Raw genomic sequence first — 21,913 nt, forward strand, 5'->3', positions numbered from 1 at the left:
CGGGGCCGGCTCACGCGGCCGGCCCCGGTGCTCCGCCCATGAACTCATCCACTCGCACAGAAGGGAGGCACGGATGACAGCCGTCGCCTCGACCACCTCGATCGCGACCCCGCGGCGCCGGTCATTCCGGTCCTGGGTGACCGGCGGGGGATTGACGAAGATCGCCTTCGCGCTCCCTCTGCTTTTCATCTTCGGCTACTTCTCCTGGGGTCCGATCGTCGACGGCATCGTCATGTCGGTGCAGAACACGAACCTCGTCGACGATCCCGAGTTCGTCGGCTGGAGCAACTTCGAGTACGTGCTCACCGACCCGCTCCTGCCCAAGGCGCTGGTGAACACGTTGTACTACGCGTTCCTCGCGCTGATCTTCGGGTTCCCCGTCCCCCTCCTCCTGGCGACGTTCATGGCCGAGCTCCGCGGCACGCGGCGCCTGTACAGCGTCCTGGCCTACCTGCCGGTGATCGTGCCTCCGGTCGTGTCCGTGCTGCTGTGGAAGTTCTTCTACAGTCCCGAGCCGACCGGACTCTTCAACACCGTGCTCGGCTGGATCGGAGCCGGTCCGTTCGCCTGGCTGAACTCCGCCGACATGGTGATGCCGGCGATCGTGCTCGAATCGACCTGGGCCTACTCCGGCAGCACCGTCATCATCTACCTCGCCGCGTTGACAGCGGTGCAGCGTGAGCTCTACGAGGCCGCGGAGCTCGACGGCGCCGGGATCGTCCGCCGCACCTGGCACATCACGATCCCGCAGATCCGCGGCGTGCTCCTGATCATGCTCATCCTGCAGATCATCAACACCATGCAGGTGTTCACCGAGCCGTTCATCTTCACCGGCGGCGGGCCGAACAACGCATCGACCACGCTGCTGCTCATGATCTACAACTACGCCTTCCTCGACGGGGACTTCGGTGCCGCCACGGCGCTGTCGGTGCTGCTGGCCGCCTTCCTCGGGCTGCTCTCCGCCGGGTACTTCGCCGCGACGAGGAGGCTCAACTAATGCTCAGACACACCGAGACGCCGCCGATGGCAGAGGTGCCGGGCGCGGAGACGACGAACACCGCGGCGCTCGTGCAGCCGGCGAGACCGCGGCGTCGTCGCGAACCCCATGCCTACGAGCGCGGTGCGATCTCGGACATGGATCGCAAGCGCCCCAGCGTCCGCATCTGGCTCGGACTCTGGCAGGCGCTCATCCTCATCGGGCTCCTCGTGGTCGCGCTCGGGCCACTCCTGTGGCTGTTCAAGGCATCGGTGTCGAGCAGCCAGGAGATTCTGGTCGATCCGTTCGCGATGCTCGTGAACGGCGAGTTCCAGGTCGAGAACTTCGTGCGCGCCTGGAACGAGGTGCGCATCGGCGACTATCTGCTCAACACGGCGTGGGTCGTGCTCGGTTCGTGCGTGGCCACACTCCTCACCTGCACGACCGGCGGGTACGTCCTGAGCGTGCTGCGGCCCAAGTGGGGTCCGCTGCTGTCCGGTGCGGTGCTGGCGACCCTGTTCATCCCGAACATCGTCTCGCTGGTGCCGCTGTACCTCACGGTGATCGAGATGCCCGGTACCGGATGGCGGCTGCTCGACACCTACTGGGCGGTCTGGCTTCCCAACGCGGCGAGCGCGTTCCTCGTGCTCATCGTCAAGCGCTTCTTCGATCAGATCCCGCCGGACCTGTACGAGGCGGCGCGCATCGACGGCGCGGGGCCCGTGCGGGTCTTCTTCTCGATCGTGCTGCCGTTGTCGCGGCCGATCCTCGGCGTGGTCGCACTGCTCACGATCATCTCCGCGTGGAAGGACTACCTGTGGCCGCTGCTCGTGCTGCCCAGCGTCGACAAGCAGCCGATCTCGGTGGCGCTGCCGAAGGTGGCCGACAGCATCCCGCTGAACATCCAGATGTCCGCGCTGTTCCTGGCGATCATCATCCCGATCAGCCTGTTCCTCCTGTTCCAGAAGCAGTTCCTCGAGGGCGCCGGTACCGCCGGCGCGGTCAAGGGCTAGGGAGGGGCACGGGATGAGCGCACGGATCGTCTTCATCGGAGACAGCATCACGGATGCCGAACGCACGGGCGACCTGCGCGGTCGCGGGCACGGATACGTCGATCTGCTCTTCGAGGAGTTCACCGCCCGCGGTGCCGACGTGGAGATCGTCAACCGCGGGATCGCGGGCAATCGGGTGGCGCACCTGCGGGAGCGCTGGCAGGCCGATGTGCTGGACCTTCGTCCCGATGTGCTCACGGTGTACATCGGCGTCAACGACACCCTCTGCACGTTCTTCCAGGGGACGACGACGTCTGTGGCCGACTTCGAGTGCGACCTCGACGACATCCTGGCGCGCGCGCGTGCCGCGGGCATCGGGCGGATCATCGTGATCGAGCCGTTCTTCGTGGAGGACGCGCCCTGGGCGGGGAACTGGAAGGGCGGCTCGGAGTTCGCGCGTGCGGACCTCGACCGGAAGCGTCCGGTGGTGCGCATGCTCGCGGAGCGGTACGGGGCCGACTTCCTTCCCCTCCAGGACCACGTGACGGCGGCGGTCGCCGAGCGCGGCGGCGTGATCGTCGCCCCGGACGGTGTCCACCCGTCGGGTTTCGGGCACCGGCTGATCTCGCGGCTGTGGCTGGAGGTCTTCGACGCGAAGCCCACGAGCGGGGAGCGTGAGCGGGGGCGCCGCAGCTGAAGCATGCCCCCGCTCGCCCGCGGGATCTTCGTGGACCGGGCCAGCACCCGACCTCAGCGCACGGCCTCCGGACGCACCGCGGAATCGACGCTGTTCGCGGCGGCGATCACGGCGGAGAGGCTCGCGGTGAGGACGGATCTTCCCCGGCCTGCCGACCAGGCGCCGCCGTCAGCGGTCCGGTGCTCGAGCAGGGTCAGCGCGTCGCTGGTGTTCCCCGAGCCGATGCTGGTCTGGTGCAGGCTCACGACATCGATGCCGACGCCGTGTGCGTCGAGCGCGGCCGTGAGGGCCTCCAGTGGTCCGCCGGTGGTGTGGGCACTGGTGTGCTCCTCTCCGTCGACCCGCAGCGTGATGCGGGTGTGCGATCCCGTATCGGTCTCGGCGATTCCGGTTTCAGCGGTGTCGTACCCGACGAGGGTGATGGCGGTGGTGGTGGCGGCATCGGAGGGGGAGCCGAGGTACACCCGGTCGAAGACCGCCCACAGCTCGGCTGCCGTGACCTCCGCGCCGGTCGTGTCGGTGTGCTGCTGCACGTGGCGCGCGAAGTCGATCTGCAGGCGGCGGGGCAGCTCGACGCCGTATTCGGTCTCCAGCAGATAGGCGATGCCGCCCTTGCCCGACTGCGAGTTCACCCGGATCACCGCGTCGTAGTCCCGCCCGATGTCGGCGGGATCGATCGGCAGATAGGGGACCCGCCACGCGATCTCGCCCTCCGGTCGTCCCTCCGCAACCGCACGGGTGCGGTGTTCGGCGAAACCCTTCTTGATCGCATCCTGGTGCGTGCCGCTGAAGGCGGTGTGCACCAGGTCTCCGACGTAGGGGTGGCGCGAATGCACCTCGATCCGATTGCAGTACTCGACCGTGCGGCGGATCTCGTCGATGTCGGAGAAGTCGATCATCGGGTCGACGCCCTGCGCGTGCAGATTCAGTGCGAGCGTCGCGATGTCGACGTTCCCGGTGCGCTCGCCGTTCCCGAAGATGCAGCCCTCGACGCGCTGGGCGCCGGCGAGCACGGCGAGTTCGGCGCAGGCGATCCCGGTGCCGCGGTCGTTATGCGGATGCACGGAGAGGATCACGGAATCGCGGCGAGAGAGGTTCCTGTGCATGTACTCGATCTGATCGGCGTACACGTTCGGCGTGGCCACCTCGACCGTGGCGGGCAGGTTGAGGATCACCGGACGCTCGGGGGTGGCCTGCCACAGCTCGGTCATCGCATCGCAGATGTCGAGCACGAAGTCGGGCTCGGTCAGGTTGAACACCTCGGGGGAGAACTCGAACCGCACGTTCGGCATGCCCCCGGCGAGTTCCCACACGTCGCGGCCGCCGGAGAGGATGAGCTGCTTCAGCTCGGCGGGCTCGTACCCGAGCACCATGCTGCGCCAGGTCGGGGCCGTCGCGGTGTACATGTGGATCACGACGGGATTGACGATGCCCCGGATCGACGCGACCGTGCGCTCGATCAGATCGCGCCGGGCGGGGGTGAACACGACGACCGTCACGTCTTCCGGGGCGATGTCGCTCTCGGCGATCAGCCGCACGAAGTCGTAGTCGGTCTGCGATGCCGACGGGTACCCGACCTCGATCTCCTTGTAGCCCATCGCCACCATGAGCTCGAAGAACCGGCGCTTGCGGGCGGGGTCCATCGGCTCGGCGAGCGCCTGGTTGCCGTCTCGGAGGTCGACCGGAACCCACAGCGGGGCCGACGTCAGACGGTTCGTCGGCCAGTCCCGGGTGGTCAGCGGCACCTCGACCCGGGAGTACACGTCGCGGTAGCGGTGCGAGGGCATCTGGGAATGCCGCTGGCGGTTCCATGAAGGGGCCTGATCGGGGACGATGCCGGCGGGGGTGGAGATGCGGGGGAACGATGTCATGCTCATGTCGGGGCTGCTTCCTTCTTCGCGTCGAGGCGACCGGCACAGGTTCGACTCCACGACGGGGAGCCGGTCCGGCTATGCCCCGCCGTGGCGGCGAAGAAGAAGGAGTTCGATCGAGAACACGGCTAGACTGTAGCACGACTCCTCAGACAAGTAGACGAGAACAGGGGCGGGACCGATGGCGCAGGTGAAGCGGGAACCCCTGGCTGATCAGGCGGCGGAGCTGCTGCTCGACCGGATCAGATCAGGGGAGTGGGGACTCGGCGAGAAGCTCCCCGGCGAGACCACCCTGGCGCCGCAGCTCGGTGTCGGGCGCTCGACGATCCGCGAGGCGATCCGCCAGCTCGCCGGACGCGGGGTGCTGGCCTCTCGGCAGGGTGCGGGCGTGTTCGTCACCGCGCTCGACGCCCCCGAGGACTGGGACGCCGTGCTGCGGCGGGCCGGGGTCGTCGCGGTGATCGAGGCACGCGTCGCGATCGAGACGGAAGCTGCCGCGCTCGCCGCAGCACGGCGTACTCCCGCCGATCTCCGCGCGATCCGCCGCGCGCTCTCCGAACGAGCCGAGCATCGTTCCGACATCGAGAGCCACGTCGACGCCGACACCGTCTTCCATCGGGCGATCGTCGCCGCCGCGCACAACCCGGTCCTTCTCGACCTTTTCGACAGCTTCACCCCGCGCCTGCGTGAAGCCATGATCGAGATGCTCCGCATCCGACGGGAGTTCGGTGGCGACGCCGACCACGACGCTCATGCCGAACTCGCCGGCGCGATCGCCGACCGGGATGAGCGCGCCGCCGCCGATCGCAGCCGCGCCCATCTGCTCACCCTGCGGGAAGGTCTCGCGTGATCGAGGTCCGTCAGGTCTCGGGTGCCCCGCTCTCGGACGGGGAGGTCGTGCGCCTGCGCGAGGTTCGCGACGAGGCTCGCGCCTGAGAGCTCAGTGGTTCGGGCCGAGCGGGTCGCCGCCCTCGAGCATCCATCGCTCCTCGACGTCCTGCGCCTGCCGCAGGTGCCCGCACTCCGGGCACTGCCATCCGCCCGCGACCGCGAGCATGACCACGTCATCCTCGGGGCAGTGCGGCGGAGTCTCGTTGCGGATCTCCATCCGTACAGGGTAAGACGGTCCTCGGCGGAGGAGAAGTGCGAGGACCGAACCGTCCACGGACTCACCCGAGGACCACGAGCTCCCGCGTCGCCCTGGTCATCGCCACATAGCGATCCACGGCGCCCGTGACGTCTTCGCCGAACTGCTCGGGGTGCAGCAGCACCACCAGGTCGAACTCGAGGCCCTTCGCCCCCTCGGGGGTCAGAGACCGCACGCGTGCCGTCGATGGGAGATCCGGTTTCCCGATCACGCACGCGATGCCCTCCGGATGCGTGTCGAGCCAGTTCGCCGTCACGGCAGCCAGTGATCCGGCGGCACCGAAACGCACCGGGACCCCGCTCTCGCGCACGGAGGTGGGCACGTTCGCGTCCGGGATCGCCGCGAGCACGGCGGGCGCGGCCACCGCCATCACCTCCGCGGGGGTTCGGTAGTTCACCCCGAGGTGGGAGACGCGCACGTCGTGGAGACCGATGCGGTCCAGCCTCGCCTCCCAGCTCTCGGTGAAGCCGTGCCGAGCCTGTGCGCGGTCGCCGACGATCGTGAAGCTCCGCGAGGGGCACCGTGCGATGAGCATCCGCCACTCCGCGTCCGTGAGCTCCTGCGCTTCGTCGACGACGATGTGGCCGAACGGCCCTGCCAGCTCGTCCGGGGTGGGCGGCGGCGGGGCGTCGACTCCGATCAGGACATTCCGGGCATCCTGCCCGCGGAGGATCGACATCACCTTCATCTCGCTGTCATCGTCCTCGATCAGATGGTCGACCACATGTGCCATCTGCTCCTGCGCCGAGGCGATCACGGCCTGCCGGCGATGCTCCTCGCGCACAGCCTCGGGATCGCCGAAGCGCCGACGCGCGGCGTCCAGGAACGGGACGTCGGCGATCGTCCAGGCCCGGGCCTCCTCTCGCTGGAGGAGGGCGACATCGCCGGGTGCCAGCTCCGGTGCGCACCGGAGCAGGAAATCGGGGGATGTCCACAGCCGTGCGACGACGGATGCGGGCGACAGCAACGGCCAGGCGCGCACGAACGTCCCGGTCAGCGCCTCCTCCTGACGAAGCCAGCGTCGGACGACGTGCGGCGGCACCTCCTCATCTACCACCTGGTCCGCCAGGAGCTCCAGGATCTCCTCCCAGATCTCGTCACGCGCCTCGTTGTGGGGTGCCGCCGGGTCGGCACCGGCGAACAGTTCCGCCCATTCCGCGCTGCTCATCCAGAGATCGGCCCACGGCGATTCGAGGCGCATCGCGTGCTGCGGCGGTCGTTCGCACGCGCGGGCAGCGGCGTCGAGCACGGCTCCGGGGTCCAGTGACTCTTTCAGCGACGCGACGCGGGGATCAGTCTCCTCGCCGGCGGCGACGCCCTCGGGGACGAGATCGCGCAGGGTGCACAGACGCACCGTGTCCTCGCCGAGGCTGGGCAGCACGTCCTCCACGTAACGGAGATAGTGGGCGTGAGGGCCGACCAGCAGCATGCCTCCGGCGCCCTGGGTGAGCCGCGGCTCCGCATACAGCAGGTGCGCGGCGCGATGCAGTGCGACGACCGTCTTGCCCGTCCCCGGGCCGCCGTCCACGACGAGCGCTCCGGTCGAAGGCCGGCGGATGATCGCGTCCTGATCGGCCTGGATCGTCGCGAGCACGTCGCGCATCCTCGGGGTGCGATGGGTCCCGAGGCTGGCGATGAACGCGGACTGATCGTCGAGCGACGCGGCACCGTCGAAGCCGGCATTCGTGAGAGCCTCGTCCCAGTAGTCGCTGATGCGGCCGTCGCTCCAGCGGTAGCGTCGTCGCGAGACGATACCGCGGGGGCTCTCCATGGTCGCGGCGAAGTACGGCTCGGCGGCCGGCGCCCGCCAGTCGATGAGCAGCCGCGCACCGTCGGCAGCGGCCAGCCCGATCCGGCCGATGTACACCGGGTCGCCGTGCTCCGGTGTCATCCTGCCGAGGCAGATGTCGATGCCGAATCGCTCCAGGATGCGGAGCCGGCCGGTGAGGCGGCGGATCTCGAGGTCACGGTCGACGGCACCGGCGCCGAAGTCGGCGGACTGCCGGCGCACTTCGGTCAGGCGGAAGGTCGCCTCGGTGCGCTGCGCCTCCAACGTGTCCGCGATCCTTCGCAGGTGCGCGCGATCGGAGTCGAGGAGCGCGGGCGTGGCTTTCGCGCGCAGATTCTCAGGGAGGTGGAAGGGGTCGAGGGGCATGGCTCTCCTTCTCGCTCGAGCGCATATCACGCGAGCGAGGGTCGATTCTGCCCCAGGGGTGGGGTCTTGCGGCAAGCCCCCACCTCGGCGATATCCTGGAAATGGAAGGACGCGGGGAACACGCTGAAACCAGTCGGGTGGCCGAGCTCTCTGCGGAGCAGACCATGACGCATCGCATCGGCTATCTCATCGGAAGTCTCGCGAAGGACTCGATCAACCGCGTGCTCGCGAAAGCCCTCGTGAGGGTGGCGCCGCCCAGTCTGGAGCTCGTCGAGATCCCGATCCGCGACCTCCCGCTCTACAACCGCGACGACGAGCTCGATCCCGTCGCCGCTGTGACCGAGTTCAAACGCGCGGTGGAACACGCGGAGGGGCTGCTCCTCGTCTCGCCCGAGTACAACCGGTCCATCCCCGGGGCGTTGAAGAACGCGATCGACTGGGGATCCCGGCCCTGGGGTCACAACTCGTTCGCCCGCAAGCCCACCGGCATCATCGGCGCGTCCACCGGGGCGATCGGCACTGCCGTCATGCAGTCGTCCATGCGCAGCGTGCTGAGTTTCCTCAACGCTCCGCAGTTGAACGCCCCCGAGGCGTACATCACCTTCACACCCGAGGTCTTCGGTGCGGACGGCGAGGTGAAGGACGCCGGAACCGAGGAGTTCCTGCGGCACTACATGCACGAATACGCGGCGTTCGTGGAACGCGTCCTCTCGCTCACCGCGCCGGGGCACGTCGGGGATCAGGGCTAGCCGCTCGGAAGACGGCGGACCTCGCCAGGGTGCCGCACCAGCGGGCGTGCCTCCACCCGGAGAAGCCGATGCGGATCCGTCCCGCGCTCTCCGACTTCCGCCGACCCACGCCGTTCCCCTCTGAGCGTCGTCATGCCGCCCGAGGTCAGAGGGAATACTCGTCGGTGTGCTCGGGGTTGACGCCCTCGGAGGCGTTCGACCGGGACAGCACCCATGCCTGTCCGGCGATTCGCGCAGCGACACCCAGAGGAGCAGATGATGACGTGGAACACCGAGGAGCTCGCCCGCATCTCCGAGCCGGAGATGTTCGATCTCTCCGCCCAGTTGGAGGACGGGACGACGCCGAAGACCGTGGGCATCTGGGCGGTCGCGGTGGACGGCCGCCTGTTCGTGCGCTCGTACACGGGACTGCAGGGCAAGTGGTACGCACCCGCCCTCGCCAGTCTGCGCGGGCGCGTCTCGGCGGGCGGCGTCACGAAGGACGTGCGCTTCGAGCGGGTGACGGACGACGCGACGAACTCCGCGATCGATGCCGAGTATCTCGCCAAGTACACACCGAGCCCCTACGCCCCGGAGATGGGGCAGGAGCCCGTGCGGTCGAACACGCTCGAAGTCATCCCGCTGGACTGAGAGACCCGCTTCGGTCGCGAGACCCGGCGGGAGGTATGCCCTCCCGAGCGACCCGCCCCAGACGGCGTCCTCGAGAGGGCTCACCGTCCTTCCCGGACGGTTGGGGAGGCGGCGAAGATCTCGCTGCGCTCTCGGTTGATTCCCCAGAACTCAACCTGTAGCCCCCGCTACGTGAGCAGAGTATCGCTTAATCGGCTTGTCCGCCATTTGGGGGACAAAGAAATCTCCGAATGTTATCGGACGGCACCCCCTGTTGTCATCCTGACGGCGTTCCCTAGGGTGGACCCATGGACAGATTGCTCGTACTCACCGCTCAGGTCGCCATCGCTCACGGCCACCGTGTCGAGGTGACCGAGCAGGTCGATCCGTTCACCGCGGAACCGGTGGTCCTCGCTCTCGTCGACCTCGACACGGGCGTCCGCTACCGTCGCCCGGAGGAACCGAGCGGCGACGTCGCGCGGTGGATCGGCCGGGTGCTGGAGTGCACGGTGACGATCGGCGGACCCGCGGCCCGCACCGCGCTGCTGGTCGACCCCATCGGTCCGGGGGCGACCGGTGCCAAGATCGCCCTGCGCGGCGCTGACGCCGCTGCCGATGCAGCGAAAGCCGAAGCCGACCGATGGGGAGGGGCTGACCGCCCTCCGGCGGAGGACTCCGAGCGCTTCTGGTGAGGCAGGGCTTCCGCGATCACCGGAAGTCCCTGGAACGGTGTGTGAGACCGGTGCGCAGGTCTTCGAACCCATCGGCGAGCACGTTGACGACGCCCTCTGCGGATCTCTCCAGGATGCCGCGGATGATGAGTGCCGGAGATTCCCGAGCCACGCGGCGGTATCTGTTCCAGACGCCGGCCGAGCAGACGACGTTCACCAGGCCGCTCTCGTCCTCGAGATTCACGAAGGTGATCCCGGCGGCCGTCGCGGGTCGCTGACGGTGGGTGACGAGACCCGCGACCTCGATGCGCCGGCCGGCCTCGTGGCTCTGCAGGTCGGCTGCGGTCAACACCCCCCGCGTGTGCAGCGCTTCGCGGAAGTGCGTCATCGGATGGTCGTCGGTCGAGACTCCGGTCGCCCAGAGATCGGCGGAGAGGCGTTCGTAGCTGGTCTGATCCGCGAACAGCGGAGGCTGCACGGCGACCGTCGTCCCGGGAAGGAAACGTGACCGATCGTCGGCGGCCGCCCCCGCGAGCCAGATGGCTTCTCGCCGCTCCAGGCCGAGGCAGGCGAAGGCTCCGGCGGTGGCGAGAGCCTCCACCTGCGCCGCGGTGGCATCCGTCCGGCGCACCAGATCGTGCAGATCCTGGAAGCGGCCGTTCGCCTCTCGTTCGGCGACGATCCGCTCCGCCAGCGGCAGGCCGATCCCGCGGATGCCGCTGAGACCCAGTCGGACCGCGGAGCCCCCGTCCCTGCGGTGTGCGGTGGCCTCATCCGGCGCGCTCCGATCGAAGCGGAGCGTGGGCGGCTGAGGGTCGGCGAGGCACGTGTCCCGCCCGGTCGGCTTCCGCGCGGCGCCCGCGACGAGCGGTTCCAGCGTCTCGGTGGCTCCCGAGAGATGCAGGTCGGGACGCAGGACCTCCACGCCGTGTCGACGCGCATCCGCAGTGAGGGTCGCCGCCGAGTAGAAGCCCATCGGCTGCGAGCGCAGGAGACCGGCCAGGAATGCGGCGGGGTAGTGCAGCTTCAACCAGGAACTGGCGTAGACGAGCAGGGCGAACGACAGCGAATGCGACTCGGCGAATCCGAAGTTGGAGAACGCCTGGATCTGCGCGTAGATGCGATCAGCCGCGTCGGCGTCCAGTCCTCGTCTGGTCATCCCCGCATACAGCTTGTCCTTGACCTTCTCGATCTTCTCGAGACCGCGTTTGGATCCCATGGCCCGGCGCAGCAGGTCGGCCTCGTCGGCTGTGCAGTCGCCGATGGCCGTGGCCATCTGGATGAGCTGCTCCTGGAAGATCGGGATGCCCAGCGTGCGCTTCAGGATGTCTTCCAGATCGCTGTGCGGGTAGGGGATCGTGAAGTCCACCGGCGCCTCTCCGCGAGCTGCGCGCTCCCGGTTCTCCTCGTCGACGCGATCCTTCGCCATCTTCCGCCGCACGAACGGATGCACCGCCCCGCCCTGGATGGGCCCGGGGCGGATGAGTGCGATCTGGATGGCGAGGTCGTAGAAGCATCGCGGCTGCAGCCGGGGCAGCAGACCGATCTGCGCGCGGGACTCCACCTGGAAGACGCCGATGGAGTCCGCCCGGCAGAGCATGTCGTAGACGGCGGGCTCCTCCTTGGGGATGGTCTCGAGCCTCCACTCCTCACCCGTGGTCTCCCGGACCAGGTCGAAGCAGTGCTGGAGCGCGGCGAGCATCCCGAGCCCCAGCAGGTCGAACTTCACCAGTCCCATGAAGGCCGAGTCGTCTTTGTCCCACTGGATGACAGTGCGATTCTCCATGCGGGCATGCTCCACGGGGACGACCTCGCCGACCGGACGCGCGGTGAGCACCATGCCGCCCGAGTGGATGCCGAGATGCCGAGGAGCCTTCAACAGCTCACCGGCGTAGGCGAGCACGTTCTCGGGGATGTCATGACCCTCGACGGGTTCCAGTCCCACGCCCCAGCCGTCGACCTGCCGGGACCAAGCGTCCTGCTGACCGGGCGAATGGCCCAGCGCTCTGGCCATGTCGCGGACCGCGTTCTTGGGACGGTACTGGATGACGTTCGCCACCTGGGCAGCGCGCTCCCTGCCGTACTCCCGGTACACCCACTGGATGATCTCCTCGCGACGGTCGGAGTCGAAGTCCACATCGATGTCGGGCTCCTCCGTCCGGGTGGTCGCCAGGAACCTCTCGAAGGGGAGACGGTAGAGGATCGGGTCGACGGCGGTGATCCCCAGCAGGTAGCAGACCGCGCTCGCCGCGGCCGAACCCCGCCCCTGACAGAGGATGCCGCGACGCTTCGCCTCGGTGACGATGCCGTGCACGATCAGGAAGTACCCCGGGAAGTCCTTCTCCTCGATCACGTCCAGCTCGCGCGCGATCCGGTGACGGCCGGCGTCGTCCAGGCGGGGGTACTTCGACGGCACGGCCTCCCAGACCAGGTGACGCAGCCAGGTCATCGGAGTGTGTCCCTGCGGCACCTTCTGCTGCGGCAGCGCCGGACGCGCGAGCCGCAACGGGAAGGCGGAGGCCGCCGCCAGCTCGAGCCCGTACGAGATCGCCCCCGGGTAGCGCTGGAAGCGCGCTGACATCTCGGCTCCGCTGCGCAGATGCGCGCCGCCGTGCGCGGGCAGCCAGCCGTCGAGCTCCTCCATGCTGCGCACCGCGCGGACCGCGGCCACCGCCTCGGCGAGGGACGCCTGCGCCGGCCGGGCGTAGTGCACGTTGTTCGTCGCCACCACCGGCAGCCGCATCCTCCTGGCGCGCTCGGCGAGGGCGTCGTTGCGGCGGGAGTCCTGCGGATCTCCGTGGTCGATGAGTTCGACGGCGACGTTGTCGCTCCCGAACAGGTCGACGAGGTGTCGCAGCGGTGTCGCCGCGTCTCCGTGCTCGAGCCCGCGCCGCACGGAGCCTTTGCGGCAACCGGTCAGGATCGTCCAGTGGCCGCCCGCGCGAGCGGCGAGGTCGTCGAGGTCGTACACCGGGCGTCCTTTCTCGCCGCCGCGCAGCTGTGCCGCGGTGATCGCGCCCGAGAGGCGGTGGTATCCCTCCATCCCACGGGCGAGGACCAGCAGATGCTCACCCGCGGGATCGGGGCTGCCTCGTTGCGGGGTGGGCAGGTCGAGGGAGAGCTCGGCCCCGAACACCGTCTGCAGCCCGACCTCCATGAGCTCGGCTGCCTCGGCGAAGCGCGCAGCGCCGTAGAAGCCGTCGTGGTCGGTGAGGGCGAGCGCGGTCAGACCGAGGTGCTCCGCCTCGGCGAGGAGGTCTTCCGGAGAGGAGGCGCCGTCGAGGAAGGAGTATGACGAATGGGCGTGCAGCTCCGCATAGGGCACTGCTTCCTCGGGCCGGGTGACGACGGGAGGGGTGCGCTTGCGGCGCCGACTCACCGGTCCGGGGTCGACCCTCCGGCCCCGAGGCTCGGCGCCGGGCGGCGTCGGTGGCGACTCGTCGCCGCTGAGGGTGCGCTCCAGCTCGTCCCAGGACAGCGGCGGGTTGTGCCAGCCCATCAGCGATACCTCCCCTCGGCCCACCAGCGCTCGCCGGTATGGAAGACCAGCCACGCCCGATCGTGGTCGTCGATGATCTGGAGTCGGTGTCCTCGCTTGCCCCCGCCCGGAGCCCAGCGACGCTCGTGGACGGGCCAGGGGCCGGCCCACGCCTGCACGAGGGCTCCGTCGATGCGCGCGGGGCTCTGTGAGAGCGCCCCGCGCTCGTCGATGTCGATCGAGTTCTCGTCCGCGGCGAGCAGCCCGATGGGGCGCGGAGGGAGGAACACCTCTGCGGGCAGCGGGTCGGGAAGGCTCCCCGGCCAGGGGGATGCCGGATCGCGCGGGGGGACCGTGCGCTCTCCCCAGGGGGTGAGCACCTGGCGATCGGCGAGCCAGCGGCCGCCGGCGACGGCGGCCGTGACCACCCCCTGATGGCCCAGCATGGTCTGCACCCGGGAGACGGCATGGTGCAGCCGCTCATCGGTACCGGAGCCGAAGAGGCCCGGCTGGTGATGGGCGGCATCATCGACGGCGGCAGGGACGATGCGCACCGCCACGATGCCGCCGAAGGCCCGTGCCTCGTCGACCGGATCCTTCGCGGACTGCGCGGCCAGAGCTTCCAGCTGCCAGCGCACCCGGTCGACGAGGTCGGAGGCGTCGAAGCAGGTCGGGTGCAGCCAGGAGCGCGAGAAGACGACCCCGTTGTCGTCGGTCAGGTCGATCCGCACCTCCGTGCAGACGACCGAGGCATCGCCGAGAGCGAGCATCACCGCGTCCGCTGTCTGCCGCACTGCGAAGGCCACCTGATCCGTTCCGCCCAGGGGGGATTCGAACTCGATGCTCCGCACCAGCTCGGGGTCGGGTGGTCGCGGGGTCAACGGGCGTGAATCGGCACCGGCGGCGAGCGCGTGCAGACGTGCGCCCTGCTCGCCGAAGCGATCGCGCACATCGAGCGCGGCGAGCGCGGTGAACTCGCCGAGGGTGCGCACTCCGAGCCGGACGAGGAGACCGGTGATCTGCTCGTCGCGGAGTACCTGCACGGGGTAGGGGGCGAGGAACTCCCGCGATCCGCCGGGGGGCACGACCGTGCAGGAGGAGGGTCCTCGCGCGGCGATCTCGGCCGTGAACGGGCCATCCGCGACACCGATGCGCACCTCGGGGAACCCGGCTTCCGTGAGGATGACGGAGAGCGTCCCTGCGGCCTCTGCCTCTCCGCCGTGATAGCGGGAGATGCCTCGGGCGCGGAGGATCGCGAGTCCGGGGCGCAGCAGTGTGACCCCCGGGGCGTGTTTCTCGATGAGGTGCAGCACGGGCAGGAAAGCGCGTTCGTCCCGGTCGGGGTCGTGGGGGAGCACGCGCAGCGAGGAGAGATGACCCTGCGCGACCCGGCGGCGCTGACCGGTGCGCACGCCGTGCTCTCTGGCGGAAGCCGTGCAGGCGACGATGGTGTTCGCCTGCACCAGGGCCGTGGGCGGATGCGGGGGCGGGCCGGCGAGTGCAGCCCGCATCGGCCAATCGGGGAACCACAGCACGAGGACGCGGAGCGGGGAGTTCATCCGGCCTCCGCCCACCGCAGGAGTTCCGCAGGAGCCTCTCCCGGCGCAGTGGTCTCGGCGGAGAGGCCGGGCAGTGCCGTGAGCTCGGCTCCGACGGCTTCGATGGCGCCGTGTCCTCCCGGCAGCTGCACGCGCACGCTCGACGGTCGCGGGCTGTGTCGTGTCTGCGCGGTCACCGTCACCGTGCAGTCGGAGAGCAGCCCCCAGCCGGCGCCGAGGCCGTGCCAGTGCGGATCGTGAAGACGTATCGTCCCCTCGCTCTGCGGCCATCGACCGGCGCCGGGCGACTCGGTGACCAGGAGTGTGCATCCGCGATCGCGGAGGCGCGCGCTCAGGCGGGAGACGTCAGCGTCCTTCGCTCGTGTACCGGGGGCCACGACGATCAGTGGCACGACCTCGGCCAGCGCGGAGGTCGCAGCGAGCCAGCGATCCCCGGGGGTGGGAACGAGGATCAGGCGGGCGAGGTCGATGCCGAATGCGGCGGCTGCCTCGACGCCGAGGGTCGGCATGCCGACCACCGCGCACCAGAGCCCCTTCTGCGATGCCGCACTGAGCAGCGCGAGGACGAGACTGGGGGAGGGGGAGACGGTGTAGGAGGTACCGGTCTGCAGCCCTTCCTCCGGCAGCAGTGCAGCGAAGGCAGAGTCGAGGGGGAGCAGCGCATGTTCACTGCGCCGCCGCTGCATCCTGCTGATCTCGCGGCGCAGTCGCAGCACTTCTCCCGCGCGGGAGTCGCCCGCCGGAGAGAGCGAGGCGATTGCATCGAGACCGATCACCCTGCATCCTTTCTCGAAGATATATTCTAATATACCAACCCGTGCGAATGACGATAGTTCGTACATCGGACATCGGCCAGGGGTGGCCCGGGGGTTGTCCACAGGCGGTCGGAGCGGGGTCCGCCGATCTCCTAATCTGCGGGGATGGACATCCGGCTCGCCCTCATCGCCCTCGTGCACCTCGCGCTGATCGGCATCGGGGCGTGGCTGATCGTGATCGACGCGCGCACGCATCGCCTCCCGAACCGGATCGTGCTGCCGACTCTCGTCTCCCTGATCGTGCTCGCCGCCGCTGATGCCCTGGGAACGGGAGAGAGCGGGGCATTCGTCCGCGCCCTTCTCGGCATGCTGCTGCTCGGGGGCTTCTACGCGGTGCTGCGAGTGCTCAGCCGCGCGGGGATGGGCGGCGGAGACGTGAAGCTCGCCGCGGCCATCGGGCTCGTGCTGGGATGGCACGGCTGGCAGTCGCTCGCGATCGGCGCCGCCTCGGCCTTCGTGCTGGGTGCGCTCTACGCTCTCACGCTCATCCTGCTGCGACGGGCGGACGGGGCCACGCGCATCGCGTTCGGGCCGTGGATGATCGCCGGGGCCCTCCTCGGCGTCATCCTCGGATGAATCCGCCAGCCTCGCACCGATACCTCGAGGACGGCGCTAACCTGAACCACATGGCACTCGCGCGACTTCACGGCGGCCCGCTGGACGGGCAGATCATCCCTCTCGGTGACGCGGACGACAAGCTGATCGTCCCCTACAGCGAGACGCAGGTGGTGTACAACCGCCGTGGCGGACCGCAGAACACCGGTCCGACCGACGGGCCGACCGAGGTCGACTACTGGTTCGAAGAGTCTCTCGAGGATCTCACTCTCAACGACGATGACTGAACCGTCCCGCACGGTCGAGGTCGAGCGCAAGTACGACGTCGACGTCGGGACTCCGCTGCCGCGCTGGGATGCGATCCCCGGCGTCGAGGCCGTCACCGCCGGCGAGGTCCGGGCTCTGGACGCCCGCTACTTCGACACTGCTGACGGCGAACTCGCGCGCGCCGGAGTGGCGCTGCGCCGTCGCACCGGCGGCCCCGATGAGGGGTGGCATGTCAAGGGTCCGCGGCAAGGAGACGGAAGGCTCGAGCTCGGCTGGCCGCTCGGTGAGGGCGATGCCCTTCCGGACGCCGTCGCCGCGACCGTGTCCGACTGGACCACCGCCCCGCTCGCCCCGCTCGCCCGGATCGAGAACGACCGCACCGCGTATCTGCTCACCGGCAGGAGCGGGGTCGTGGCCGAGTTCGTCGACGATCGCGTCCGGGCCACCGACCTCCGTGACGGTACACAGCGCGAATGGCGCGAGTGGGAGATGGAGCTCGGACCGGCGGCACCGACCGACGATGCAGGGCGCGCCGCCTTCTTCGACGCGGTGGAACGGGCGGTCCTGGCAGCCGGGGGTCGTGAATCGGCATCCGGTTCCAAGCTCGCGCGCGCGCTCGGCTTCTAGTCGGAGACCGCCGGCGGGCGCAACCCCTTCCCCGGGTGCGGCGTCGCATGCTTGAGTGACAGCATGAGCCGACCGCCTGTGCTTCGATCGCTGCAGACGATCGTCCCCGACACCGTCCTCGTGCAGGAGCAGGTGCGCGACGTCTTCGCGCAGCAGCCGGGTCTCGGCAGGCTGGCGCAGCGCATCGTCACGACATCGTTCAACGTCTCCGGCATCGACACCCGGCACACCGTGATCGATGAGCTCTCGCTGGACTCCGACATCGCCGATCCGGTCTTCTTCGACCGGGGTACCGGGACGCTCCTCGCCCCCGGCACGAGGGCGCGCAACGATCTCTACACCCGCGAGGCGGCGAAGCTCTTCGTCGAGGCCGCGCGTCGGGCGATCGAGGCGGATCCCGATCTCGAGCCCGCCGACGTGACGCATGTCATCACCGTCTCGTGCACCGGTTTCCACGCCCCCGGTCCGGAGTACGAGATCGTACGCGCCCTCGGGCTGTCCGACGCGGTGCAGCGCTTCCATCTCGGCTTCATGGGCTGCTACGCGTCCTTGCCCGCCCTGCGTGCGGCGAGTCAGTTCTGCGCTGCGGATGAGAACGCCGTCGTCCTGGTCGTGAGCGTCGAGCTGTGCACCCTGCATCTGCGATCGTCGGAGAACCCCGACACGATCGTCGCATCCTCCCTCTTCGCCGACGGAGCAGCAGCAGGCATCGTCACCGCGCGCGATCTCCCCTCGCCGTCGCCCGCTCTGCGTCTCGACCGCTTCCATACCGCCATCGCGCCGGAGGGCGAGAAGGACATGGCCTGGACGATCGGCGACACCGGATTCGAGATGATCCTCTCGACCTCCGTGCCCCAGATCATCGGCGAGACGATCATCGAGGCGCTTCGTCCGCTGTACGTCGCCGAGGACGATCTGGCAGAGGCCTTCGGCGGGGGCAGCGCGGGAGAGGCGGTCCAGCACTGGGCCATCCACCCCGGCGGGCGCAGCATCCTCGACAAGGTGCAGGAGCGGCTGCGGCTCAGCGACGCTCAGCTGCACCCGGCCAGGGAGGTGCTCAGGGAGAACGGCAACATGTCCAGCGCGACGGTGCTGTTCATCCTCAAGCGGATCCTGGAACAGGAGGGAGCCATCGACGGGGACAGGGTCTCCGCGATGGCCTTCGGCCCCGGGCTGACCGCGGAGAGCGCGCTGATGACCGTCGTCGCGCCGACCGCGCCATGAGTCCGGCGCTCACATCGCGGGACGTCGGCGCCCGCGAGCTGATGGACGACCCGCGCGCGGATGTCCGGATGCTGGCGCGGACCTACGGACGATTCGGGCTCGTGAACGCGCTGGTCTCCCGCCCGGGGACGCTCTACCGGCGCGACATCCGTCCACGGGCTGCGCGGAAGCGGCGGCTGCGGATCCTCGACATCGGCGCAGGCGGGGGAGACCTCTGCCGGCTGCTCGCCCGGCGGTTGCGTCACGATGGATTCGACGCGGAGATCACCGCCCTCGACGCCGATGAGCGGGCGATCCGATGGGCATCCGCGCATGATGGCGGTGCCGGCATCCGCTATCGGCGCGCCTTCACCACCGAACTGGTGGCGGCGGGGGAGACCTACGACGTCGTCTTGTCGAACCACGTGCTGCACCACCTCGACGACGCCGAGCTCCGGACCGTGCTCAGCGATTCCGTGCAGCTCGCCGGCCCCGACGGGTTGGTGTCGCACCATGACATCGCGCGGAGCCGAGCCGCTCACGTGCTGTTCGCCGCAGCCACCTGGCCGCTCGCCCGCACGCTCCTCGCCGACTCGTTCATCCGGGAGGACGGCCTCATCAGCATCCGGCGCTCGTACACGGTCGCCGAACTCGTCGCGATCGCGCCGCCCGGGTGGATGGTCCGCACGGGCGTGCCGGCTCGGCTGGAGATGCGGTGGGAGCGCGACCGTGCCCGACCATGACGTGCTGATCGTGGGTGCGGGGCCGGTTGGGCTCCTGCTGGCCTGCCTGCTCGTGCAGGACGGGGTGCGGGTGGTGGTGTGCGAGCGTCGGACGCAGGCGGACACGCGGACCAGGGCGATCGGCATCCATCGGCCGGGGTTGGACGCCCTGGACGCGGTGGGCGTCGGCGAGTACGTGCGGACGGAGGCGCTGAGACTCGAAGGCGGCGAGGTCCGCAGCCGGCGGCGGACGCTGGCGACGCTCACCTTCGCGCCCGATCGTCCGGTCCTGATCCTTCCGCAGCAACGGACGGACGCTCTGCTTCGAGCGCGTCTCCAGTCGCTCTCGGCCGACGTCCTGGTTCCCGGATGCACGGTGCGGGCGCTGCGGGAGACCGCCGACGCCGTGCAGGTCTCGGGGGAGACCGCCGACGGTGCGCAGGAGTTCACGGCGTCGACGGTGGTGGTCGCCGACGGTGTCCGCAGTCGACTCCGCCGCCGACTCGACATCGGATGGCGTCGCCGTCCGGGACGGGCCTCGTACGCGATGCTCGATGTCGTGGACGCGACCCCGGGGGAGCGCGCGGTCCTGCACTGCGAACCGGCCGGACTGGTGGAGTCCTTTCCTCTGCCCGGTGGCCGCAGACGGTGGGTGGTGCGGGAGGGAGCCGGAGGTCTGGACACCGCCGAGCGCTTCCGGGCGGCGATCGAGCAGCGAACCGGGATCGGCATCGAGCTCGACCCCGGCGCGACCCCGGCCTCCTTCGTCGCCGCGCAGCACACGGCGACGCGTCTGCACCACGGTCGGGTGGTGCTTCTCGGCGATGCCGCGCACGAGATCAGCCCGATCGGCGGACAGGGGATGAATCTCGGTTGGGTGGATGCCGCCCGTCTCGCGGACCGGCTCACCCGCACGCCGCCCGGACGGATGCCCGACCTGGCGGGGTTCGAGCGGCAGGCGCGCAGGTCGACGTCGCGGGCACAGCGTCGCTCGGCGTTCTACATGTCGATGGGTGCTCCGGCATCGACTCCGGTCGTGCGCGGCAGAGAGCTGCTGATGCGCACGCTCGGGTCAGCGCCGCTGCGCGGATGGACGGCTGGCCTGCTGACGATGGACGGCCTCTGACGCACGAAGGCTCGATCTGCCGGAGCAGATCGAGCCTTCGAGAAGAGCGGTGATCAGAAGTTGATCATGTGCCCGGCCAGGCCGTGGAAGCCCTCCTGCAGCGCCTCCGACAGCGTCGGGTGGGTGTGCACGTTGCGAGCCAGCTCGAGCGCCGTCAGGTCCCACTTCTGCGCCAGCGTCAGCTCCGGCAGGAGCTCCGAGACGTCCGGGCCGATCATGTGGGCGCCGATGAGCTCGAGGTGCTCGGCGTCGGCGATCAGCTTGACGAAGCCGACCGGCTCGCCGAGGCCGTGTGCCTTGCCGTTCGCCATGAACGGGAAGGTCGAGACCTTGATCTCGCGCCCCTCATCCTTGGCCTGCTGCTCGGTGAGACCGAACGAGGCGACCTGCGGCGAGCAGAACGTCGCGCGCGGCATCATCCGGTAGTCGCCCAGCGTCTGCGTCTCCGCGCCGCCGATCGTCTCGGCGGCGACGACGCCCTGCGCCTCGGCCACGTGGGCGAGCTGCAGCTTGGCTGTCACGTCGCCGATGGCGTAGATGCCCTCGACGTTGGTGCGCATGTGGTCGTCGATGTCGATCGCGCCGCGCTCGGTGAGCTTCACGCCGGTGGCTTCGAGGCCGAAGCCGTCGATGTTCGGGGCGAACCCGACCGACATGAGCACCTTGCCGGCCTCGATCGAGCTCTGCTGCCCGTCCTTGCCGGTGTAGGTGACGGTGACGGAGGAGCCGTTGTCGACGACCGACTCGACCTTGGTGGAGGTCAGGATGTCGACGCCGTAGTTCTTGTACTGCTTCGTGATCTCCTTCGACACGTCGGCGTCCTCGTTGGGGAGCGCGCGGTCGAGGAACTCGATGATCGTGACCTTGACGCCGTAGTTCGTCAGGACGTAGGCGAACTCCATGCCGATCGCGCCGGCGCCGACGATGACGATCGACTCGGGCAGCTCACGGGTCATGATCTGCTCTTCGTACGTCACGACGTTCTCGCTGAGCGTGACGCCCGGCAGCAGGCGGACCTTCGAGCCGGTCGCGATGATGACGTTGTCGAAGGTGACCTCTTCGGTCGTGCCGTCCGCCTTGGCGACCGAGATCGCCTTCGGGCCGGTGAAGGTGCCGCGACCGTTGTACTCGGTCACCTTGTTCTTCTTCATGAGGAAGTGGATGCCCTTGACGCGGCCCTCCGCGACCTCACGGCTGCGGTCGAAGGCCTTGCCGAAGTCGATCGTGAACTCGCCGGAGATTCCGAAGAACTCCGCCTTGTGGTTCAGGGTGTGCGCGAGCTCCGCGTTCTTCAGGAGCGCCTTGGAGGGGATGCAGCCGACGTTGAGGCAGACACCGCCCCAGTACTTCTCCTCGATGATGGCGGTGGACAGACCGAGCTGCGCGCTGCGAACCGCAGCGACGTATCCGCCAGGACCTGCACCAAGGATGACGACGTCGTAATGTGGCATGCCTTAAGCCTATCGCTCCGACGAGGGGTCGGAATCGGTCGGGGCGGTGCCTCGGCGGCGGCTCAGGATGATCCAGGTGACCACTCCCGCGACGATCAGGATGCCGACGATCGAGAGCACCCAGATCCAGGCGGAGCCGCCGTCGGCGTCGCCGGAATCGGTCACGGGCGTCGTGGTCGGCTCGGGCGCTGCGGTCTGCTCGGCGGTCGGTGCGGCGGTGGTCGGGGTGGCGGTGGGCGCCGA

General features: G+C 69.4%; 20 protein-coding genes and 1 pseudogene. 13 read left to right on the forward strand and 8 right to left on the reverse strand.

Annotated features, from left to right (window positions below):
* Positions 1 to 73 precede the first annotated feature (73 nt).
* From CQ045_RS17390 to CQ045_RS17400, 3 genes are read left to right on the forward strand one after another with little or no spacing between them, the layout of a single operon-like run.
* Positions 74 to 997: a carbohydrate ABC transporter permease gene (locus tag CQ045_RS17390; protein WP_105726038.1), complete on the forward strand. Its 924-nt coding sequence runs from the start codon at positions 74 to 76 to the stop codon at positions 995 to 997.
* Positions 997 to 1,989, forward strand: coding sequence for a carbohydrate ABC transporter permease (locus tag CQ045_RS17395; protein WP_258131143.1), 993 nt, complete (start codon positions 997 to 999; stop codon positions 1,987 to 1,989). The genes CQ045_RS17390 and CQ045_RS17395 overlap by 1 nt, the downstream gene beginning before the upstream one ends.
* A gap of 13 nt (positions 1,990 to 2,002) precedes the next feature.
* The gene (locus CQ045_RS17400) at positions 2,003 to 2,665 is read left to right on the forward strand and encodes an SGNH/GDSL hydrolase family protein (RefSeq protein ID WP_105726040.1); all 663 of its coding nucleotides are present in this window, start codon (positions 2,003 to 2,005) and stop codon (positions 2,663 to 2,665) included.
* Positions 2,666 to 2,718: 53 nt separating this feature from the next.
* On the opposite strand, the gene CQ045_RS17405 is transcribed toward CQ045_RS17400, so the two are convergent.
* Complete coding sequence (locus CQ045_RS17405) at positions 2,719 to 4,452, reverse strand: 2-isopropylmalate synthase (protein ID WP_374955034.1); 1,734 nt, start codon at positions 4,450 to 4,452, stop codon at positions 2,719 to 2,721.
* A gap of 265 nt (positions 4,453 to 4,717) precedes the next feature.
* Between CQ045_RS17405 and CQ045_RS17410 the strand changes: the two genes are divergently transcribed.
* Complete coding sequence (locus CQ045_RS17410; protein WP_105726044.1) at positions 4,718 to 5,386, forward strand: FadR/GntR family transcriptional regulator; 669 nt, start codon at positions 4,718 to 4,720, stop codon at positions 5,384 to 5,386.
* A 90-nt stretch (positions 5,387 to 5,476) separates the two neighbouring features.
* Here the strand turns inward: CQ045_RS17410 and CQ045_RS18910 are convergent, their stop codons facing one another.
* Positions 5,477 to 5,644: a hypothetical protein gene (locus CQ045_RS18910; RefSeq protein ID WP_181156630.1), complete on the reverse strand. Its 168-nt coding sequence runs from the start codon at positions 5,642 to 5,644 to the stop codon at positions 5,477 to 5,479.
* 61 nt (positions 5,645 to 5,705) lie between these two features.
* Positions 5,706 to 7,838 carry an RNA polymerase recycling motor ATPase HelR gene (helR, locus tag CQ045_RS17415; protein ID WP_105726046.1) on the reverse strand — a complete coding sequence of 711 codons (2,133 nt, stop codon included), beginning with the start codon at positions 7,836 to 7,838 and terminating at the stop codon, positions 5,706 to 5,708.
* A 164-nt stretch (positions 7,839 to 8,002) separates the two neighbouring features.
* Between helR and CQ045_RS17420 the strand changes: the two genes are divergently transcribed.
* From CQ045_RS17420 to CQ045_RS17430, 3 genes are all read left to right on the forward strand, one after another.
* Positions 8,003 to 8,587 (forward strand): NADPH-dependent FMN reductase, encoded by a 585-nt coding sequence (locus CQ045_RS17420; protein ID WP_105726083.1) that lies wholly within the window; start codon positions 8,003 to 8,005, stop codon positions 8,585 to 8,587.
* A 258-nt stretch (positions 8,588 to 8,845) separates the two neighbouring features.
* The gene (locus tag CQ045_RS17425; RefSeq protein ID WP_258131144.1) at positions 8,846 to 9,217 is read left to right on the forward strand and encodes a DUF2255 family protein; all 372 of its coding nucleotides are present in this window, start codon (positions 8,846 to 8,848) and stop codon (positions 9,215 to 9,217) included.
* A gap of 287 nt (positions 9,218 to 9,504) precedes the next feature.
* A complete protein-coding gene (locus CQ045_RS17430; RefSeq protein WP_105726050.1) occupies positions 9,505 to 9,888 on the forward strand; it encodes a hypothetical protein in 384 nt (127 codons plus the stop codon).
* A 16-nt stretch (positions 9,889 to 9,904) separates the two neighbouring features.
* On the opposite strand, the gene CQ045_RS17435 is transcribed toward CQ045_RS17430, so the two are convergent.
* The 3 genes from CQ045_RS17435 to CQ045_RS17445 are packed head-to-tail and all read right to left on the reverse strand — an operon-like array spanning position 9,905 to position 15,680.
* Positions 9,905 to 13,366, reverse strand: a complete 3,462-nt coding sequence (locus tag CQ045_RS17435; protein ID WP_105726052.1) for an error-prone DNA polymerase — start codon at positions 13,364 to 13,366, stop codon at positions 9,905 to 9,907.
* Entirely contained in the window at positions 13,366 to 14,904 is a 1,539-nt protein-coding gene (locus tag CQ045_RS17440) for a DNA polymerase Y family protein (protein WP_105726054.1), read from the reverse strand. Before CQ045_RS17440 ends, CQ045_RS17435 begins: the two co-directional genes overlap by 1 nt.
* A complete protein-coding gene (locus CQ045_RS17445; protein ID WP_105726057.1) occupies positions 14,901 to 15,680 on the reverse strand; it encodes a hypothetical protein in 780 nt (259 codons plus the stop codon). Before CQ045_RS17445 ends, CQ045_RS17440 begins: the two co-directional genes overlap by 4 nt.
* Positions 15,681 to 15,824: 144 nt before the next feature.
* On the opposite strand from CQ045_RS17445, the gene CQ045_RS17450 reads away from it, so the two are divergent.
* The 6 genes from CQ045_RS17450 (at position 15,825) to CQ045_RS17475 (ending at position 20,219) form a co-directional block, all read left to right on the forward strand.
* The gene (locus CQ045_RS17450) at positions 15,825 to 16,295 is read left to right on the forward strand and encodes an A24 family peptidase (RefSeq protein ID WP_105726059.1); all 471 of its coding nucleotides are present in this window, start codon (positions 15,825 to 15,827) and stop codon (positions 16,293 to 16,295) included.
* Positions 16,296 to 16,345: 50 nt separating this feature from the next.
* A complete protein-coding gene (locus CQ045_RS17455; RefSeq protein WP_105726061.1) occupies positions 16,346 to 16,561 on the forward strand; it encodes a response regulator in 216 nt (71 codons plus the stop codon).
* A complete protein-coding gene (locus CQ045_RS17460; protein ID WP_105726063.1) occupies positions 16,554 to 17,168 on the forward strand; it encodes a CYTH domain-containing protein in 615 nt (204 codons plus the stop codon). Before CQ045_RS17455 ends, CQ045_RS17460 begins: the two co-directional genes overlap by 8 nt.
* Before the next feature lie 63 nt (positions 17,169 to 17,231).
* Positions 17,232 to 18,392 (forward strand): type III polyketide synthase, encoded by a 1,161-nt coding sequence (locus CQ045_RS17465; protein ID WP_105726065.1) that lies wholly within the window; start codon positions 17,232 to 17,234, stop codon positions 18,390 to 18,392.
* A complete protein-coding gene (locus tag CQ045_RS17470; RefSeq protein ID WP_105726067.1) occupies positions 18,389 to 19,114 on the forward strand; it encodes a methyltransferase domain-containing protein in 726 nt (241 codons plus the stop codon). Before CQ045_RS17465 ends, CQ045_RS17470 begins: the two co-directional genes overlap by 4 nt.
* On the forward strand, positions 19,101 to 20,219 hold the full coding sequence (locus tag CQ045_RS17475) for an NAD(P)/FAD-dependent oxidoreductase (RefSeq protein WP_105726069.1): 1,119 nt from the start codon (positions 19,101 to 19,103) through the stop codon (positions 20,217 to 20,219). Before CQ045_RS17470 ends, CQ045_RS17475 begins: the two co-directional genes overlap by 14 nt.
* A 53-nt stretch (positions 20,220 to 20,272) precedes the next feature.
* Here CQ045_RS17475 and lpdA read toward each other — a convergent pair whose 3' ends face one another.
* Both lpdA and CQ045_RS18915 read right to left on the reverse strand, forming a co-directional pair.
* Positions 20,273 to 21,670, reverse strand: a complete 1,398-nt coding sequence (gene lpdA / locus CQ045_RS17480) for a dihydrolipoyl dehydrogenase (protein ID WP_105726071.1) — start codon at positions 21,668 to 21,670, stop codon at positions 20,273 to 20,275.
* Positions 21,671 to 21,679: 9 nt separating this feature from the next.
* Positions 21,680 to 21,913, reverse strand: a pseudogene (locus tag CQ045_RS18915) (copper resistance protein CopC); the annotation flags it as partial.

This window comes from Microbacterium sp. MYb66 (assembly GCF_002979435.1).
GTDB lineage: Bacteria > Actinomycetota > Actinomycetes > Actinomycetales > Microbacteriaceae > Microbacterium.